A 16,383-nucleotide genomic window follows, 5' to 3' on the forward strand; every position below is an offset into this window, starting at 1 on the left:
ATGATTGTGAACTGACTTTTTCCACTGAAATGTCAGCTGCCAATTGGCAGCTCAATTATATTGGATAAGATTTTGACCAGACTATGTGGGTTAAGACGAGTATACTTTATATAATATCTGAAACCCAGTATTGAGGAGTCAACATGCCGATCGATCCAGACTTTCCGAGGAATCACCAAGTAATAGGCAAGATAAAGCACTCAGATGGCGAGCACTTCCACTTCGTTTGGGGCCCGGGCAAGATTGCAGAGGCTGCAGAGAATGAGGATGTCAAGCACGCCTACGAGTCGCACGGCGAAGAGGTCATCCCGCTTGGCGTAAGCGGCACAATGGTCGCCATTGACTGGGACTCGTGTGTGGCCGATGGCGCCTGCATCGAGGCTTGCCCCGTGCAGGTTTTCCAGTGGTACAGGACCGAGCACGACGTGCCGGCAAAGGACGCTATAAACATGGAGTTCGTAGGCACAGGCAGCTCTGTCAAGGAAGAGCGCAAGGACTACACCGACAAGGCAGACCCAATTAGGGAGCACGACTGCATCTGGTGCATGGCCTGCGTTTCAGTGTGCCCGCCGCAGGCAGTCAAGGTCGACCAGAGCAACCTGGAGTTCCACGAAAAAGCTGCGGGCACCTTCAACGAGGCTCTCTCAAAGGGAAGCGCTCCACCGCCGCACGCCCACTAGCTTCCTCTTTTTCTCTTTCTTTTCTTTAAGATTAAATCCTACTGTACTCTTTCGAAAGTTGTGCCGGTGGCACTCGACTCGTACATGGGCATGTTTTTGCCCGCCGACATGCAGAAGAGGATAACACGCTTTCTGGCCGGCGACTCGGGTTTTCCCTATATACGAAAGGATGAGCCGATGGGTGCGTTCTTCATGTTCGGCAGGGAGTTTGGAGTGCACGGCGACGCGGAAATAGGCGAGGCAAAGGACCTCGCAAGACGCACTGTTGAACAAGCTGCAAAAGAAGTCAGGATGTACCTGTCAAATCCGGGCCGGCTCGATCCCGCGTTTACCCGTGAAAATTATACGAAAAGAATGCTGCAGATTGCAGTAGATACGCAGGGTATGGGTCAGGAGGAAATGAACAGGCGCGTCGCAGGCGACCCCGCGATATTGCTGGACTGCTTTGCGCAACACGTCGCACATTTTGGCCACGACTTTTGTTTCAAGATATTCGGTCCGCTTGATAAAAGTCTGGTGCCCGCTCTGTTTCAGAAAAAGCTGAAAGGGCGCATGATCCTCTTGGGCTATAACGCCAAGAACATGAATGAGCTGCCGTTTACAAATCCGCTAGAACCGTTTTTCGACTGGCTGTTAAAAGTTGGATGAATGGTCGATGACGCGGACCATGTGCTTGACATCAAGAACGACAACGCCCTTGGGCATGTTTATGGCAAGCACGCGCTCCTTAGGCGGGTTGTAGCGCAAAACGTGGACGAGTGCGCCCCTGCCGAGCCGCCTGCCGCTCCTCTTCTCTATCGCTATCTCTGGATCAAAGAGGGCGTCAAAGGCGAAAAAGTAGGTCCCGCCCCAAACGTTGACAGAATACTCGACGCGGTAGTAGGGCACCGACATCCTCGGGAACATCAATGCCGAGGTCGAGTGCACGGTCCCGTCTGCGTCGTAGAACCGGCTGTTGTGGAACGCGTCGACAAACGGGATTTTCGTGGTGACTGTCGAGTTGACCGACTTTCTTGCGACCAGCGATTCATATCGCTTGAACTCTTCGTCCGGCAATGTAGCCGGCCCGTACCTGGCGTCGTCGTGGATCGTTATTCGGCGGTTCACGATGAACTTGTCGCCGGCCTCCAAAAGCCGCCGAACGTTTTCGACGAACTGGTGCTCGTTGCATTCGTAGAGAGGCATCTTATCCACCTATGCCCCTTACAACGTGCAATATCGTCTTGTTAGAGCCGCAGATTGTGATTATCGGGTCTTTTGGGTAAACTTCGCCTATTTCCTCCGACACGCTTATTGTCTCGTCGCCGTGGGCGTAGAGCATCTTTTTCCAGAATTTGCCGTCGGCGACGACGGTCGCGGTGTCCTGCATCAGAAAGCCTATCTCGGAAAGGCTGGCTTGCACCATTTCCAGCGGAACAAGCACCGAAATTGACTTGAGTTTCTGCTCGGCTCTCTTGCCCAACGATATTTTGATCGCTTTACGAATATAAAAATTGGACTACACAGGCTCAGGTTTCGGGCCTGCATTAAAACTTATTAACGTATAATAGTAGGGCGGCGAGAAAACTGCTTGCGCGGACGTGGCAGAGTGGTCCCTCCCGTGAGACACAGTAATGCGTCGGCCTTGAGTCGGTCACGGCCGGAGAGCCGATTCGCCTTCGGGCGATCAGGAGTTCAAATCTCCTCGTCCGCGCCTACACTCTTCTGCCTGTGCCGCGCTGCTTTCTCTTGTTTACCTTTTGCGTGTGCTCGGCCTTGACCTGCCTGTCCAGCTTGCGTATGAGCTCCTTGACGGCGCTTATAGGGTCATACCCCACTGCGTGCGCGTTTATCACTCCCTTGCCGGTTATCAGCCTGCACCTTAAAGAATACTTTCTCGTCTTGTGCTTGTCCGCATACACGACAACGTTCTGCACGTCGCGTATCCTTCCCTGTATCTTTTTCACGAACCTTGCAATCTCGCCCTCTACCCTTCTGCTCTCCTCTTCGTTCTCGAGGTGGGCCATGTGGATGGCAGGCTCGCCCTTCTTTGGAAGCACAAGCTCAAGCGCGTCCTTTGGAGTTACGACGCCCATCGGCCTGCTGTCACCCACCACTACCAATTCTTCATTCTTCTTGAAGTGCTCGGACAGGTCGTTCAGCTTTGTGCCCCGCTCGACTGCTACTGCGCGGCGCATGATGTCCTTGACTTTCACGTCGCCTTTCACCTTAGACCTCGCCCCGGAGATGCCGGCCGATTTGCTGGCGCGATCCATCGGCATGGCGATTATCGATGCCGCGTCGAGAATGCTCAGGATGCCCCGGAGCACGCCCACGGTGTTTATCACCGGTAGGCGCGAGATGTTGTAGCGCCTCATCTTTGAGACAGCATCTGCAAGCGATGTATCTTCTTCAATTACAATGGCGCCAGACATGACCTCATCCACGATGGCGTGCCCAAAGTCTGCAGTCTGGGCGATGTCAGTCTCGCTCAGGATCCCGGCAAGCTTGTCGTTGTGAACGACCGGGAGAGCCCTGTTGCCGGTGCCAAGTATCATCTTGGCCGCATGTTCCACCTCGTCGTCGGGGGAAAGAGACGACGTGTTTGTCACAAAGCTTTTCAGTTTTGAAGTCGGCTGGGCGCTTGACGCCAGAAACTGCTTGGCAAATATCATGCCCGAATAGGCGCCGTTTCCGTCCACGACCGGCACCTGGTGGATTGAGCGGTTCACCATCAGAGTGAGTGCCCTGGAGACGGTGTCTTCGGCAGTGAGGCTTGCAACGTCTGTTACCATGATTTCAGATACCTTCATTGTCTTTAGCGAGGCCGGGGATTACATTTTAAGCCTTCTTTTCTGCAACTCTTCTCATGGAGAAAGACCGCCGGCTTGCGCTTGTCGCCGGCGTAGCGGTGATAATCGCGACAGTTGCGACCATATTGTACACGCCGGCAGGCACGATCGTTCCCCTGCCCGAGCCGAACGCCGGCCGGGGCAACGGGACCGGTGTCGTCTCAGGCATCGAGATAATTGCCGACGACCTTGAAGTCCCGTGGGCGGTTGAAATAGCAGAGGACGGGCGGATCTTTTTCACAGAGAGGGTCGGCAGGATACGAATAATCGAAAACGGCGAGCTCATTGCCGAACCTGCGGCCTACATCAACGTCGAACAGAGGAACGAGGCCGGCCTCATGGGCATTGCGCTCCACCCTGACTTTGCAAGTAATCATCTGCTATACGTCTACCACACCTACACCAACGGCACCGGCGTGTTCAACAAAGTTGTGATGCTGACAGAGCGCGACAACAAGATAATTGATTCAACGACGATAATAGATGGCATTCCAGCGTCTGACAGGAACGACGGCGGGCGCATAAAATTCGGGCCCGATGGCAAGTTATACGTAGCGACCGGCGACGCAAGGCAGCCTGAGCTTGCACAGAACGCAAATTCGCTGGCAGGAAAGATACTGCGGGTAAACCCCGACGGCACAATACCGAACGACAACCCGTTCCCCGGCTTGCCTATCTACAGCTACGGCCACCGCAACATCCAGGGCCTTGCGTGGCACCAAGAGACTGGCGAGCTGTACGCAAGCGAACACGGCGAGACAGGCAACGACGAGATCAATTTGATAAAGCCGGGCAAGAACTATGGCTGGCCAGTCGAAGAGTGCGACGCAACGTGGTTCGAAAAGCCGATCTTCTGCTTCAACCCTGCCATTGCGCCCGGCGGCATCGCGATTGCGCAATCTGACGCCCTTGGATACAGGGGTGACATTCTGTTGGCGTCGCTCAAGGGGATGCACGTGCGCCACATCGACCTTGAAACGGGCGACAGCAACAACGTGCTGACCGGCTTTGGCAGGATACGCGACGTGGTCGAAGCGCCGGACGGCTCGCTTTACGTGCTCACGTCAAACCGGGACGGCAGGGCCATTGCTGGGCCGAGCAATGACAAGATTTTAAGGGTGACTTCCCCCTAGCGTCTCGGGATGAAAAGGTTCTACGAGATGGGCAGGGAGGAGCGCCTCGATTTCATCAAGGGCGCGGCGGGGCTTTCCAACGACGAAGTGGCGGCGTTTGGCGCACCGCTCGCGTTCGATACTGCAGACAGAATGGTCGAGAGCGCGGTCGGCATAATGTCCGTGCCCCTCGGGATCGCGACCAACTTTGTGATAAACGGCGTCGAGCGCCTGGTGCCGATGGCAATCGAGGAGCCATCCGTGATAGCCGCAGCGAGCAAGGCGGCCAAGATCGCAAAGGCAAGGAGCGGGTTTACAGCTAGGGCCGACAAGTCGCGCATGATAGGGCAGGTGCAGGTAGTTTCGCTCAAAAACATTGCCGCCGCAAGGCGCAGGGTGCTTGCGAAGAAAAAGGAGATACTTGCGATTGCAAACGCAAAAAGCAGGGCGGTCGCGGCGGTTGGCCTTGGAGCACGCGAAGTGCGCGACGCAAGCAAGAACAAGATGGGCAGGATGCTTGTAGTGGAGTTGGTTATAGACACGAAGGACGCGATGGGCGCAAACGCGGTAAACACGATGTGCGAGGCGATAGCGCCGAGGGTGGCCGAGTTAACCGGGGGTGAAGTGGTGTTAAAGATACTTTCCAACTACGCGACTGAAAGGATGGTGCGGTGCAAGGCAGTCTTTGATAAGAACGAGCTTGGCGGCAGCGAAGTTGTAAAGCGTATCCTGTACGCGCACGCGCTTGCGCATTCCGATGTCTACCGCGCAGTCACGCACAACAAGGGCATCATGAACGGCATCGACGCCGTCGCGCTTGCCACCGGCCAAGACTTTCGTGCAATAGAGGCAGGAGCTCACGCCTACGCGGCGAGGGACGGCACTTATAGATCTTTGACGAAGTGGTGGCGCACGAAGACCGGAGACCTTGCCGGCGAGATTGAATTGCCGCTTGCAGTAGGTATAGTTGGCGGCATCACAAACGTCCACCCGACGGCAAAGGTGGCACTGAAGATAATGAAAGTAAAGAGCTCGCAGGAGCTGGCGATGGCAGTGGCGGCGGTTGGCCTTGCGCAGAACCTCGCCGCGATACGCGCGCTTGCGTCAGAGGGCATACAGAATGGCCACATGCGGCTCCATGCCCGCAACATCGCTGTCATTGCCGGAGCAAGGGGCGACGAGGTTGACGTCGTCGCAAAAAGAATAGCCGGCGATGGAGCGGTCAATGCGGAAAAAGCAAGAGAAGTGCTCGAGTCGCTCCGGCGCTGATCCGCCTTTAAGGCAGCGGCATGCAGGTCTTAAGGAACCGGCTACAAGATATATATCCGATAAGGAGATTTTATCATCTACCAATGCCCACTGTGAAATTTGCGGTTCCAAAGGGTAGCATAGAGGAAGTCACGTTCAAGCTCCTCGAGCAGGCGTACCAAACGGTAAGCGGCCGGGGGCGCACCTACAGAGTAAAGCTTTCAGACCCCGAGATAGAGACCAAGATCCTGAGGCCGCAAGAGATCCCCACCTATGTTCAAGAGGGGTTTTACGACGTGGGCATAACTGGCAGGGACTGGATAAAGGAGGCAAGGGCCGACGTTGTAGTGCTCCTTGACCTTGAGATAGGCAGGGTCAACCAGGTCATCGCCATCCCGACCAGCTTTCCTTACGAGAGCCTCGACGCCTTGGTAGACGATTTTGCTAAAAAGAAAAAGACGCTCAGGTTCTCAGCCGAATACCTGACGACCACTTCGGCTTGCATCAAGGCGACCAAGGCGTACAAGAAGCACTACGGCAACTCCGACCCCACTATAATAACACCGTGGCTGCGCGTGGGCGACAACAGGAAGGTCGAGATATTCCTGTCCTTTGGCGCGACGGAGGCTAAGCCGCCGGAGGACGTCGACGCGATTTTCGACATCACTGAAACTGGAACAACATTGGCGCAGAACAACCTGAAGATAATCGACACCGTCGCGACTTCCACTGCAGTGTTGGTAGCGAACAGAAAGTCTCTGAAGAACGCGGCCAAGCGCGAGAAAATAGCCGACATGGTGGCGCTTTTGAAAGGAGTTGTGGAAGGCAGGAAAAAGCTGCATCTGTTTGTAAACGTGAAAAAGGAGAACCTCGACATGCTGCTAAAGTCGCTGCCGGCGCTGAAAAGGCCGACCATAAGCCCACTTTCCGAGGACGGCTGGTTCGGAGTCAACACGGTTATCGACAAGGACGAGTTCATCAAAATAGTCCCCAAGATGAGAAAGCTGGCGCAAGGGATCGTCGTCCTTGAGCCTAGGCAGATATTGCCCCTTGAAGAGGTAAACCTGGACGGCTATTCGTAATGAAAGTGCTGAATGTCGCCGAGCCGGCGTCAGTGGCGGCGCGCCTGCGCAAGTCAGTCAGCGTTTCTAGCGAGTTAATGGCGCAGGTAATGGCGATAATGCGCGACGTGCAGGAGCATGGCGACGCAGCTGTCATCGACTATTCGGCAAAGTTTGACGGGGTCAGGCTCGGCTCGCTTGCCGTGACAAGACAGGAGATAAAGGACGCGTACGGCAGGGTGACAAAGGAGCAGGTCAGCGCGATAAGGCTGATGAAGGCGCGCCTTGAAAAGAGCGAGCTTGCAGTAACTAGGCGGTTGCGCGACATTAGAGTAAGGTCAGAGGGCGTCTCGATAGAGAGAGCGCTTGTCCCCGTCTCAAGTGTCGGCTGCTACATACCTGGCGGAAAAGCGCGCTACCCAAGCACGCTGGTCATGTGCGCGGTGCCAGCCAAGGCAGCCGGCGTGTTGAGGATTGTCGCTGTTTCGCCCCCGACAAATGACGGCAATATCGATCCATTGACTCTGGTTGCGGCCGACATTTGCGGCGTCGACGAATTCTACAAGGCAGGCGGCGCGCAGGGAATAGCGGCGCTTGCCTACGGCACGCAGTCCATCAAATCCGTCAGCAAGATAGTGGGCCCGGGCGGCATGTTTGTCACCGCGGCAAAACTGGCCGCGTCAAGTGTGGCATCTACAGACATGGTCGCGGGCCCGACCGAACTGCTGGTTTACGCGGATGCTTCAGCGGACCCGAGGCTCGTTGCGGCCGACCTCATCTCTCAGGCAGAGCACGGCCCCGACACGATCTGCGGCCTCGTGACTGCTTCCCAGAAACTCGCTGCAAGCGTGCAAAATGAAGTTGAAAGAATGGTGCCCGGAATCGCGCGCTCTGATATTGTCAGGAAAAGCCTTGACGAAAACGGCTTTATCGCAGTCTGCAACGACGAAAAGGCGTGCGTAGATTTTGCCGATGAGTTTGCGCCGGAGCACCTGGAGGTGATCTGCAAGAGGCCGGAGGCAGTAGCCAAGAAGTTCAAGTCTGCCGGCTTGGTCCTGATAGGCCAGGATTCGCCCTCTTCTGCCAGCGACTATGCTCTTGGCTCAAACCACGTGCTCCCGACGCTTGGCTTTGCCAGATCCCGCGCGTCGCTTTCCGTTCTTGACTTTCTCAAAGTGGTGAACAGGGTACGGGTCTCAAAGGCAGGGCTTGCAAGGGTGGAAAAGGTGGTAAAGGAGATAGCGACTGCTGAAGGGCTGCCCAATCACTACGAGGCCGTAAGGGCGAGGGGAAAGCGCAATTGAGGTTCTCAAAAGAACTATCAAGGATATCAAAACTGGACAGGTACGTTCGCCCGGATAAAGTGCAGGGCGCCATAAAGCTCGATTCAAACGAGAACTTTGCGCTTGACAGGGGCTTTATCGCGGCGGTGGCCAAGGATGCTGCAAAACGCGTCGACCTTCGCGAATACCCCATCGACGAGCTTGAGGAGCTTTATGCGAAACTTGCGGAGTATGCCGGCGTCAGCGAAAAATATGTGGGTGTTGGCAGCGGCTCGGACCAGATAATCGAGCTTTTGCTCACGACGCTTGCGGTAAATGGAGCTAGGGCTACCGTTTTCGTGCCGACGTTCTCTTATTTCATAAACAGGTGCGAGCTTCACGGCATATTGGTTGACAGGGTCCCGCTTGACGGCGATTTCGAGCTTGACGCGGCCATGTTTGCCTTGCGCGCCAAGAAAGCAGACCTCGTATACCTATGCTCACCAAACAACCCGACCGGCGGCCAGATCCCGAGGAAAATTGCCGCCGGCATAATCGACGAGCTTGACGACAAGCTTATTCTCGTGGACGAGGCGTATGCCGACTTTGCCGGCTACTCGCTTGCCAAGCTCGCAACAAAGCGCGAAAACGTCATAGTGCTCCGCACGCTTTCAAAGGCGTTTGGGCTTGCCGGCGCGCGCGTCGGCTACATGGTGACAAACGAGAAACTGGCAAGTGTCTTTAATTCGACCATACAGACGCCCTACCCCGTCAGCACACTTTCGCTTGCCATAGCCTCAAGCGTGCTTGAAAGATCAGTCCACGTGGCAAAAACTGTGGAGGCTGTCAAGAGTGAGCGCGAGCGCGTGGCAAAGAGGCTGGCAAGGATTGCAGGCATCAGGGTTTTCAGGTCTGACGCCAACTTTTTGCTTATCGAAGCCGGCAGGAAATACCGCACGATCGCCGACACGCTTGAAAAGCGCGGGATAGTGGTCAAGCTTCTCGGAAACGTCGCCGGCCACCCAGGCTGCATGCGCGTCACCATCGGCACACGCAGGACAAACAGCAAGTTCGTGGAATGCGTAGAAGAGGTAGTGGCATGATGGACTGCGCGCTGTTTGATATCGACGGCGTGCTCGTGGACATCCGCAGGTCGTACAATGATGCGATAAAAAAGACGGTCGAGTTTGTCCTGGAGCAGACGACTGGCAGAAAGTACAAGGGGCTAGTAACGGACCGGCTGATCCTGCGCTTTCGCCAAGGCGGCGGCTTTAACAACGACACGGATACCAGCTACGCCATCGCGCTTGCGGCCATGGCAAACCGGCAGAGCACACCCAGGACGCGCAAGTTCCTCTTTGAAGTTGCAGAGAACGCCGACGACACGGGGATAGTGTCCGTGGAAAAGTTTCTCTCGAGATATGGTATAGAAAAGCACAAGCAAGTCTTGGTCTACCCTGCGCCTGTAAAGGACAGCTACATAGGGAGGGTGTTTGACGAGTTGTTTTACGGGCCGGCGCTTTTCAAAAAGCAGAATGGGCTCGTGCCCAAATACTGCAAGGTCAAAAGGCCGTTCATAGCAAACGACCGGATTGCAGTCAGGAAGGAGACCATGAAGCTTTTGCACGAGTGGTTTTCAGGCAACCTGGCAATAGTGTCGGGCAGAAGCCGGCTAGCGGCTGAGTACTCGCTTGCCCCCGTCCTGAAGTACTTTAACCTCGACGCCTGTGTTTTCTTGGAGGACGAGGCAAGGGAGCACGCCAAGCCAAACCCGTATGCCATCAAGAAGGCGATGCAGGTCATGGACGCAAAAAGCGCTGTCTACGCCGGCGACTCGGCAGAAGACATGATGATGGCAAGGAGGGCACAGAAAGAGGCAGGTTTTGAGATAGCGTTCGTGGGCGTCTACGGCCTGAGCCCCCAGCCTGCCAATACGCTGAAGCAGTTCAGGGAGCAGGAAGCCGACGCGGTGGCAAAGAGCGTCAACTCGCTCCCATTACTGTTAAATAAAGTACTGGAGGCTTGAATGGTACTTGGCCTCTGCAAGAAAGGCAAAACTTGGGCGGGTCACGAAAGAGACTGCAGTCACCGTGCAGGTAAACATCGACGGCGCCGGAAACACAAAAATCAAGACTGGTCTGCCCTTCGTCGACCACCTCATCACATCTATTGGTAAGCACTCGATGATAGACATCTCGCTGACGGGCAAGTCAAACGACGGGATTGTGCACCACATTGCAGAGGACGTCGCGATTGCGCTTGCGCAGGCAATAGATAAGGCACTTGGCGCAAGGTCAGGTATAGTGAGGTTTGGCAGCGCGATGGTGCCGATGGACGAAGCCCTTGCCTACGTCGCAATCGACCTGGTCAAGCGCCAGTACCAGAAGGTCGAATTGAAGCTGGAGCGGGCAAGCATAGAGGGCATGCCGAGGGAGGACCTCGAGCACTTTGTGCGATCGCTTTTGCAGAACCTGAACGCGTGCACGCATATGGTGGTCGAGTACGGAGAAAACGACCACCACAAGGTCGAAGCCGCGCTCAAGGCGCTCGCGCTTGCCCTGAGGGCAGCGTGCGGCGCAGACGGCAAGAGGAAGGGAGCCCCAAGCACCAAGGGCGCGATGTGATGAGGATAGCGATATTTGATTACGGCGCAGGGAACCTTTTCAGCCTGCAGGCGGCGCTTGAGCGCAACGGCGCCGAGGTTACGATAATCCGCGACATGAAGGACCTTGACGAATATGACGGCCTCGTGCTACCGGGAGTCGGCAACTTTGACCCCGCAATCGAGTCGATAGAAAAGGACGCCAGCCGACTCGAAAAAGCCATTGACAAAGGCATGCCGGTGATGGGCATCTGCCTTGGCATGGAGATGTTGTTCAACAGAAGCGAGGAGGGCAGGCTTGAAGGCTTGAAGATACTCGACGGTGAGGTCGTTATGCTGCCAAAGAGCAAGGTCAAGGTGCCGCACATGGGATGGAACAACCTGAAGATAAGAGGCAAGAGTAAGTTCTTGGAGGGCGTAAAGGACGACGCGTGGGTATATTTCGTGCACTCGTACCACACGGTGCCTACGAGCAGGAAACTCGTAGTGGCGACGTCAGAATACGGCGCGACGGTACCGGCCGTAGTCGAGAAGGGCAACCTGGTGGGCGTGCAGTTCCACCCGGAAAAGTCAGGCGACGTGGGCGGCAGGATGATAAAGAACTTTATCTCAATGTGTGAAAGGGCCAAGGCAGAAAAGAAATGGAGGTGATCCCGGCTGTGGACATCATGGGCGGCCAGGTCGTGAGGCTTGTCAAGGGCGACCCGGCAAACAAGGTTGTCTACGGAAGCGACCCTTCCGAGACGGCGAAAAAATGGGAGGCCGCCCGCGCAGACATGCTTCACGTCGTGGACCTTGACGCGGCTTTTGGCACTGGGAACAACAAAGAGGCTGTTGCCAAGCTGGTGTCGTCGGTGAAAGTACCGGTGCAAGTCGCAGGCGGCGTAAGGACCGCCGACGCTGCGAAGGACGCGCTTGAAAAAGCCGCGAGGGTTGTCATCGGCACGATGGCCTACAGCGACCCTGAGGCCGTCAGAAAGCTGGCAAAAAAATATCCAGGCAGGATTGTTGTCTCCATTGATCAGTCAGGCGGCAAGGTGATGGTCAGTGGATGGAAGGAGTCTGCCGGCGTCAGCGTAAAGGACGCCATAGTTCAGTTCCTAGGAATGGGCATCGAGAACTTTTTGCTCACTAGCATAGAGCGCGACGGCATGCTTGCTGGCCCCGACGTTGAGACGCTTGCGCAGGCTGCAGGCGTCGACGGCAGGGTTAGGGTAATCGCAAGCGGCGGCATTTCAAGCGTCGCGGACGCCGTACGCGTCAAGAGCGCCGGGTGCGCGGCAGTGATACTTGGCAAGGCGATGTACGACGGAAAGGTGAGCATAGAGAGAGTGAAGGCAGTAGCATGACGCTCGCAAAGAGGATAATCCCGTGCCTTGACGTGGACAACGGCCGCGTGGTAAAGGGCGTCCACTTCTCCGACATCAAGGATGCCGGCGACCCGGTGGAACTTGCAAAAAAGTACGGCGAGCAGGGCGCAGACGAGCTCGTGTTCTTGGACATCACGGCGTCGCAGCAGGGGCGCGACACGATGAAGAATGTGGTGAGAAAGGTGGCAAGCGTCATTGACATCCCGTTCACGGTCGGCGGCGGCATAAAAAAGCTGGAGGACGCACGTGACATACTGCTTTCCGGCGCCGACAAGGTCTCGATAAACACCGCGGCTGTCAAAACGCAGGCGCTGATAACCCGGCTGATGGAGATTTTCGGCAGGCAGTGCGTCGTGGTTGCAATAGACGCAAAGAGGGTTTACCTAGGCAAGGGCAGCCAGAAGGGAAAAACAGTGTTCTCTGACAAAAAGGGCCGGTACTGGTTTGAGGTGATGGTATACGGCGGCAAGGAGGGCACGGGCCTTGACGCGATAAGTTGGGCGAAAAAGGCTGAGTCGCTTGGCGCCGGCGAGATACTCTTGACGAGCATCGACGCCGACGGAACCGAGAACGGCTACGACGTCGAGCTGACCCAGGCCATATGCAAGACGGTCAACATACCGGTCATAGCGTCGGGCGGCTGCGGGCGGGCAAGCCATATGCTGGACGTGTTCGAGAAGACCGACGTTGACGCCGCACTTGCGGCCTCGATATTCCATTATGAAAAGTCGACAGTCGACAAAGTCAAGAAGTACCTGAGGAGAAGCGGCGTCAAGATCAGGGTATAATTATCAGTTGACATTATCAAGTGCATGGACAAATTCGGCCTCCTGTCCTCAGGAAGCAGCATCACGTTTAAGGCGCATCTCGAGCATCTTGACCCACAAAGAAAAGAATTGATGTTGGAGCTGCGCAGGTTTGCTAAGTCGCTTGGAGCAAACGTCATTGAAGAGGTGAGGCCGCACAGGGTAGTCTACGCAAAGACGCTCACGTTCCGGACGTTCCTAGACATCGAGCCGGCCCGTGACCGCCTGGTAATAGAGATAAGGAATGAGCGCGGTGAGCCGCCCGCGCGCCTTGAAGTCACGGAGCAGTCAAGCCTTGAAGAAGCAGAAACACAGATTGCACAGGCGTATGAAAAAATCCGCTAGCCCGTTATCGTAAAATCTGAAAACTCGCCCGTGTAGCTTTCATACTTGACATCTACAGCGTCCACCTTTGAAGCCGACGGGCCCTGGTGGCACCACCCGACCACGTTTCTGACGCTGTCTTCATCGCCCTCGATGACGGCCTCAACTCTGCCGTCGTCGAGGTTGCGCACCCAGCCGGCCAGGCCGTGCTGTTTTGCAGTCTGCATCGTGTTCTGGCGGAAATACACGCCCTGCACCTTGCCGGCAACAAACACGTGGGCGCGAGTTTTTGGCATTTCAAACACCTAGAAAATGACGGCGCAAAAAATGCCGGTTATGCTAGATGTCCGCCTTCCTCGGCGAACAGGTGCTCGTACGTCGTGCCCTTCCTGACCAGCCTGTACTTACCGTCACTGTCCTTCATCACGATGGGCGGCTTGGTCTGGCAATGGAACGGCATGTTGAACACGACCGAGTAGGCGCCCACGTTGTAGAACGAGACGTAGTTACCCACATCTGATCCGCTCATGTCCGAAACCTTTGAAAGCGGGAACACGTCGTACGTGTCACACAGCCTGCCGGCGAGGTGCGTGTTCTTTGGCGCCGTTAGACCGGTAGTCCGGTCCTTGCTGTCCACGACAGGAATCACTTCCTGTGGGTATTCCTGCTTCAGGAGCGCCGCGTCGAGGAGTATGTGGTATCCTGCATCGACTATCACTATCTTGTGCTCGTTGTACTCCTTGGTATTCACTATCCTAGAGACGAGTATCGACGACTCGGCCACGAGGAAGCGCCCCGACTCTATCATCAGCGTGAACACGCCGTGGGTCTCTGCCAGCTGGTTAAGTCTGCCAAGGTGGTTCTTGGCCATCTCTGCCGGCGTCGGCACGGGGTCGTTGTAGAACACCGGTGTCCCGCCGCCGATGTCAAACGTGTTTACCTGGAAAGCAGGATTCTCCTTCTTCATCTTCGTCATGAAGGCGTCCATCTTGTCCAAGGCGTGTGTGTAGCAGGAAAAGTCGGTTATTTGCGAGCCCAAGTGGAAGTGGAACCCCTCAAACTTTAGCAGGTCGCTTGTCAGCATGTGCTTGACCATCTTGGCCGCGCTGTCGATGGTTCCGCCGTTGAACGGGACTCCGAACTTGCCGTTCTTGTGGGTCGCGCGCACCTTGGCGTCTGTTGCAACTTCAGGGTTGATCCTGATCATTGCAAGCGGGCGCACGCCCACCTTGCCTGCGGCAATAGCCAAGTTCATCATGCCCTGGTGAGAGCTGACGACTACCCTGCGCACCCCGCTCCTCAAAACCTCGACGTACTCTTCCGCCTCCTCCGTTACGCTCGTGTAGATAACGTTCTCCGGGTCGGCGTTGCACTGGAGGATAAAGTGGAGCTCGCCAAGCGATGTCAGGTCGAAGGCGAGCCCATCCTTCATGAAGGCGCGCATGACTGCGGGCGAAAAGTTGGCCTTGATAGAGTACGCCACCTTGACTGGGCCTTTGAACTTTGAGTAGGCCCGGTGCAGCTCGCGCGCTTTTGCGTGGAGCGTGTCTTCGTCAACAAGATAGAGTGGAGTGCCGTATTCTGCGGCCAGATTCTTGACGTCAAGTGGTGTTGCAAAACGATTCAGCTGTGCAGTAGTCGGCTTGCTTACAATTTGGAGTTGTGAGTTTTCTGCCAATTTTTTAGGTAATGTTATCAATAAACCATCACTTTAAAAACATTACCCCGGAAATCTTGCCCCGTATAATGAAGATAGTTTGATCAGGGATTCACCGGAAAGTTTCACGCATGAAAACAATTGGCGCGGCGTTGTTTTGCAAGCGTAAAGAATTCTGCCGCAGGAAAAAAATGGAGAAAAGAAAGTTGCAGCGCGTGCCTAGCGGTAGTACGGCACAGCCTTTTCTGGCGGCTTGCCTTCGCGCTGCGTCTTGATCTTCTTGACCGCCTCTTCAAAGTGGCGCATCATGACGTGCGCTTCCGCCGCGTGCTTTGCAGCTTCTTCCGGCGTCGGGTACTTTGCAAGATATTCATGCAGCACGAGCGACACTGCAGTGTTTACGACTGAACTGGTGTCTGCGCCGCTGAACCCGTCGGTGAGCTCGGCCACCTTGGCGATGTCCACGTCGGAGCTTAGCGGCTTGGTCTTGGCGTGTATGTCGAGTATCTTGAGCCTCGTGGCCTTGTCAGGCATTGGCACGAACACTATCTTGTCGAACCTGCCGGGGCGCAGTAGCGCGGGGTCGACGATGTCTGCCCTATTGGTAGCAGCGATCACGACGACGCCTGACAGCGCCTGTATGCCGTCAAGCTCGGTCAGCAGCTGTGACACGACACGCTCTGTCACCATGCTGTCGCCGCCTATTCCCCTCGTCGGCGCTATCGAGTCTATCTCGTCAAAGAACACGACGCACGGCGCGGCCTGCCTAGCGCGCCTAAATATCTCCCTGATGCCGCGCTCCGACTCGCCGACCCACTTGCTCAAGAGCTCGGGGCCGCGAACGCTGATAAAGTTCGCCTCAGATTCCGTGGCGACTGCCTTTGCGAGCATAGTCTTGCCGGTCCCCGACGGCCCGTGCATCAGTATGCCCTTTGGCATCGTGTGCCCAAGCTTTGTGTAAAGGTCCGGATAGCGCAACGGCCACTCGACTGCCTCCTGAAGCTCGCGCTTGACCTCGTCAAGGCCGCCTATGGCAGACCACGGTATGTCCGGCGACTCGAGGTAGACTTCCCTCATGGCAGACGGCATGACTTCCTTGACCGCGTTCTCAAAGTCGGCCATCGTCACTATCAGTTTGTTGAGCACTTCTGGCGACAGCTTTTCATCTTCGAGATTCAGCTCTGGCAACAGCCTGCGGAGGCACTTCATCGCCGCCTCCTTGCAGAGGTACTCCAGGTCTGCGCCGACAAAGCCGTGGGTGATTCCTGCGATCTTGTCTTGGTCGACGTCGGTTTCAAGTGGCATGTTGCGCGTGTGTATCTGCAGTATCTCCAGCCTGCCGCGCTTGTCCGGGACTTTGATTTCTATTTCGCGGTCAAACCTGCCGGGGCGCCTGAGCGCTGGGTCAAGGGCGTTTGGCCTGTTCGTGG

The 16,383-nt window shown here is 56.0% G+C and carries 19 protein-coding genes and 1 tRNA gene; 14 read left to right on the forward strand and 6 right to left on the reverse strand.

Going from position 1 to position 16,383, the window contains the following annotated elements; translation table 11 throughout:
• Window positions 1-143 precede the first annotated feature (143 nt).
• Together VGA14_RS07820 and VGA14_RS07825 are read left to right on the forward strand one after the other, a co-directional pair.
• Window positions 144-680, forward strand: a complete 537-nt coding sequence (locus VGA14_RS07820) for a 4Fe-4S dicluster domain-containing protein (protein ID WP_331003198.1) — start codon at window positions 144-146, stop codon at window positions 678-680.
• Window positions 681-740: 60 nt separating this feature from the next.
• The gene (locus VGA14_RS07825; protein ID WP_331003199.1) at window positions 741-1,328 is read left to right on the forward strand and encodes a hypothetical protein; all 588 of its coding nucleotides are present in this window, start codon (window positions 741-743) and stop codon (window positions 1,326-1,328) included.
• On the opposite strand, the gene VGA14_RS07830 is transcribed toward VGA14_RS07825, so the two are convergent.
• Together VGA14_RS07830 and VGA14_RS07835 are read right to left on the reverse strand one after the other, a co-directional pair.
• Window positions 1,314-1,865: a hypothetical protein gene (locus VGA14_RS07830; protein WP_331003200.1), complete on the reverse strand. Its 552-nt coding sequence runs from the start codon at window positions 1,863-1,865 to the stop codon at window positions 1,314-1,316. The genes VGA14_RS07825 and VGA14_RS07830 overlap by 15 nt on opposite strands.
• A 1-nt stretch (window position 1,866) precedes the next feature.
• Window positions 1,867-2,142: a hypothetical protein gene (locus VGA14_RS07835; RefSeq protein WP_331003201.1), complete on the reverse strand. Its 276-nt coding sequence runs from the start codon at window positions 2,140-2,142 to the stop codon at window positions 1,867-1,869.
• A 112-nt stretch (window positions 2,143-2,254) separates the two neighbouring features.
• Here VGA14_RS07835 and VGA14_RS07840 point away from each other — a divergent pair.
• Window positions 2,255-2,373 (forward strand) — tRNA-Ser (locus tag VGA14_RS07840).
• A gap of 1 nt (window position 2,374) precedes the next feature.
• On the opposite strand, the gene VGA14_RS07845 is transcribed toward VGA14_RS07840, so the two are convergent.
• Window positions 2,375-3,472: a CBS domain-containing protein gene (locus VGA14_RS07845; RefSeq protein WP_331003202.1), complete on the reverse strand. Its 1,098-nt coding sequence runs from the start codon at window positions 3,470-3,472 to the stop codon at window positions 2,375-2,377.
• A gap of 56 nt (window positions 3,473-3,528) precedes the next feature.
• On the opposite strand from VGA14_RS07845, the gene VGA14_RS07850 reads away from it, so the two are divergent.
• From VGA14_RS07850 to VGA14_RS07900, 11 genes are all read left to right on the forward strand, one after another.
• On the forward strand, window positions 3,529-4,644 hold the full coding sequence (locus VGA14_RS07850) for a PQQ-dependent sugar dehydrogenase (RefSeq protein WP_331003203.1): 1,116 nt from the start codon (window positions 3,529-3,531) through the stop codon (window positions 4,642-4,644).
• 9 nt (window positions 4,645-4,653) lie between these two features.
• Entirely contained in the window at window positions 4,654-5,892 is a 1,239-nt protein-coding gene (locus VGA14_RS07855; RefSeq protein ID WP_331003204.1) for a hydroxymethylglutaryl-CoA reductase, degradative, read from the forward strand.
• A gap of 83 nt (window positions 5,893-5,975) precedes the next feature.
• Window positions 5,976-6,953 carry an ATP phosphoribosyltransferase gene (hisG, locus tag VGA14_RS07860; RefSeq protein WP_331003205.1) on the forward strand — a complete coding sequence of 326 codons (978 nt, stop codon included), beginning with the start codon at window positions 5,976-5,978 and terminating at the stop codon, window positions 6,951-6,953.
• Entirely contained in the window at window positions 6,953-8,236 is a 1,284-nt protein-coding gene (gene hisD, locus VGA14_RS07865; RefSeq protein WP_331003206.1) for a histidinol dehydrogenase, read from the forward strand. Before hisG ends, hisD begins: the two co-directional genes overlap by 1 nt.
• The gene (gene hisC / locus VGA14_RS07870) at window positions 8,233-9,297 is read left to right on the forward strand and encodes a histidinol-phosphate transaminase (RefSeq protein ID WP_331003207.1); all 1,065 of its coding nucleotides are present in this window, start codon (window positions 8,233-8,235) and stop codon (window positions 9,295-9,297) included. The genes hisD and hisC overlap by 4 nt, the downstream gene beginning before the upstream one ends.
• A complete protein-coding gene (locus VGA14_RS07875) occupies window positions 9,294-10,220 on the forward strand; it encodes an HAD-IA family hydrolase (protein ID WP_331003208.1) in 927 nt (308 codons plus the stop codon). Before hisC ends, VGA14_RS07875 begins: the two co-directional genes overlap by 4 nt.
• Before the next feature lie 7 nt (window positions 10,221-10,227).
• Entirely contained in the window at window positions 10,228-10,818 is a 591-nt protein-coding gene (locus VGA14_RS07880) for an imidazoleglycerol-phosphate dehydratase (protein ID WP_331003209.1), read from the forward strand.
• Entirely contained in the window at window positions 10,815-11,447 is a 633-nt protein-coding gene (hisH, locus tag VGA14_RS07885; RefSeq protein ID WP_349257154.1) for an imidazole glycerol phosphate synthase subunit HisH, read from the forward strand. The genes VGA14_RS07880 and hisH overlap by 4 nt, the downstream gene beginning before the upstream one ends.
• Window positions 11,438-12,145 carry a 1-(5-phosphoribosyl)-5-[(5-phosphoribosylamino)methylideneamino]imidazole-4-carboxamide isomerase gene (hisA, locus tag VGA14_RS07890; RefSeq protein WP_331003211.1) on the forward strand — a complete coding sequence of 236 codons (708 nt, stop codon included), beginning with the start codon at window positions 11,438-11,440 and terminating at the stop codon, window positions 12,143-12,145. Before hisH ends, hisA begins: the two co-directional genes overlap by 10 nt.
• Window positions 12,142-12,954, forward strand: coding sequence for an imidazole glycerol phosphate synthase subunit HisF (gene hisF / locus VGA14_RS07895; protein ID WP_331003212.1), 813 nt, complete (start codon window positions 12,142-12,144; stop codon window positions 12,952-12,954). The genes hisA and hisF overlap by 4 nt, the downstream gene beginning before the upstream one ends.
• A gap of 24 nt (window positions 12,955-12,978) precedes the next feature.
• Window positions 12,979-13,317, forward strand: a complete 339-nt coding sequence (locus VGA14_RS07900) for a hypothetical protein (RefSeq protein WP_331003213.1) — start codon at window positions 12,979-12,981, stop codon at window positions 13,315-13,317.
• Here the strand turns inward: VGA14_RS07900 and VGA14_RS07905 are convergent.
• From VGA14_RS07905 to VGA14_RS07915, 3 genes are all read right to left on the reverse strand, one after another.
• On the reverse strand, window positions 13,314-13,592 hold the full coding sequence (locus tag VGA14_RS07905) for an acylphosphatase (RefSeq protein WP_331003214.1): 279 nt from the start codon (window positions 13,590-13,592) through the stop codon (window positions 13,314-13,316). The two genes, VGA14_RS07900 and VGA14_RS07905, sit on opposite strands and share 4 nt — an antisense overlap.
• 38 nt (window positions 13,593-13,630) lie before the next feature.
• On the reverse strand, window positions 13,631-14,974 hold the full coding sequence (locus VGA14_RS07910; protein WP_331003215.1) for a hypothetical protein: 1,344 nt from the start codon (window positions 14,972-14,974) through the stop codon (window positions 13,631-13,633).
• A 198-nt stretch (window positions 14,975-15,172) separates the two neighbouring features.
• On the reverse strand, window positions 15,173-16,383 hold a 1,211-nt coding region (locus VGA14_RS07915; protein WP_331003216.1), incomplete at its 5' end, for an AAA family ATPase.

It is taken from the genome of Nitrososphaera sp. (genome assembly GCF_036397675.1).
In the GTDB taxonomy this organism is placed as follows: domain Archaea; phylum Thermoproteota; class Nitrososphaeria; order Nitrososphaerales; family Nitrososphaeraceae; genus Nitrososphaera.

Coding starts and splice junctions, on each gene's coding strand:
- VGA14_RS07820 (WP_331003198.1), top strand. CDS start 144: ATGCCGATCGATCCAGACTTTCCGAGGAATCACCAAGTAATAGGCAAG.
- VGA14_RS07830 (WP_331003200.1), bottom strand. CDS start 1,865: ATGCCTCTCTACGAATGCAACGAGCACCAGTTCGTCGAAAACGTTCGG.
- VGA14_RS07845 (WP_331003202.1), bottom strand. CDS start 3,472: ATGAAGGTATCTGAAATCATGGTAACAGACGTTGCAAGCCTCACTGCC.
- VGA14_RS07850 (WP_331003203.1), top strand. CDS start 3,529: ATGGAGAAAGACCGCCGGCTTGCGCTTGTCGCCGGCGTAGCGGTGATA.
- VGA14_RS07855 (WP_331003204.1), top strand. CDS start 4,654: ATGAAAAGGTTCTACGAGATGGGCAGGGAGGAGCGCCTCGATTTCATC.
- hisG (WP_331003205.1), top strand. CDS start 5,976: ATGCCCACTGTGAAATTTGCGGTTCCAAAGGGTAGCATAGAGGAAGTC.
- hisD (WP_331003206.1), top strand. CDS start 6,953: ATGAAAGTGCTGAATGTCGCCGAGCCGGCGTCAGTGGCGGCGCGCCTG.
- VGA14_RS07875 (WP_331003208.1), top strand. CDS start 9,294: ATGATGGACTGCGCGCTGTTTGATATCGACGGCGTGCTCGTGGACATC.
- hisA (WP_331003211.1), top strand. CDS start 11,438: ATGGAGGTGATCCCGGCTGTGGACATCATGGGCGGCCAGGTCGTGAGG.
- hisF (WP_331003212.1), top strand. CDS start 12,142: ATGACGCTCGCAAAGAGGATAATCCCGTGCCTTGACGTGGACAACGGC.
- VGA14_RS07900 (WP_331003213.1), top strand. CDS start 12,979: ATGGACAAATTCGGCCTCCTGTCCTCAGGAAGCAGCATCACGTTTAAG.
- VGA14_RS07905 (WP_331003214.1), bottom strand. CDS start 13,592: ATGCCAAAAACTCGCGCCCACGTGTTTGTTGCCGGCAAGGTGCAGGGC.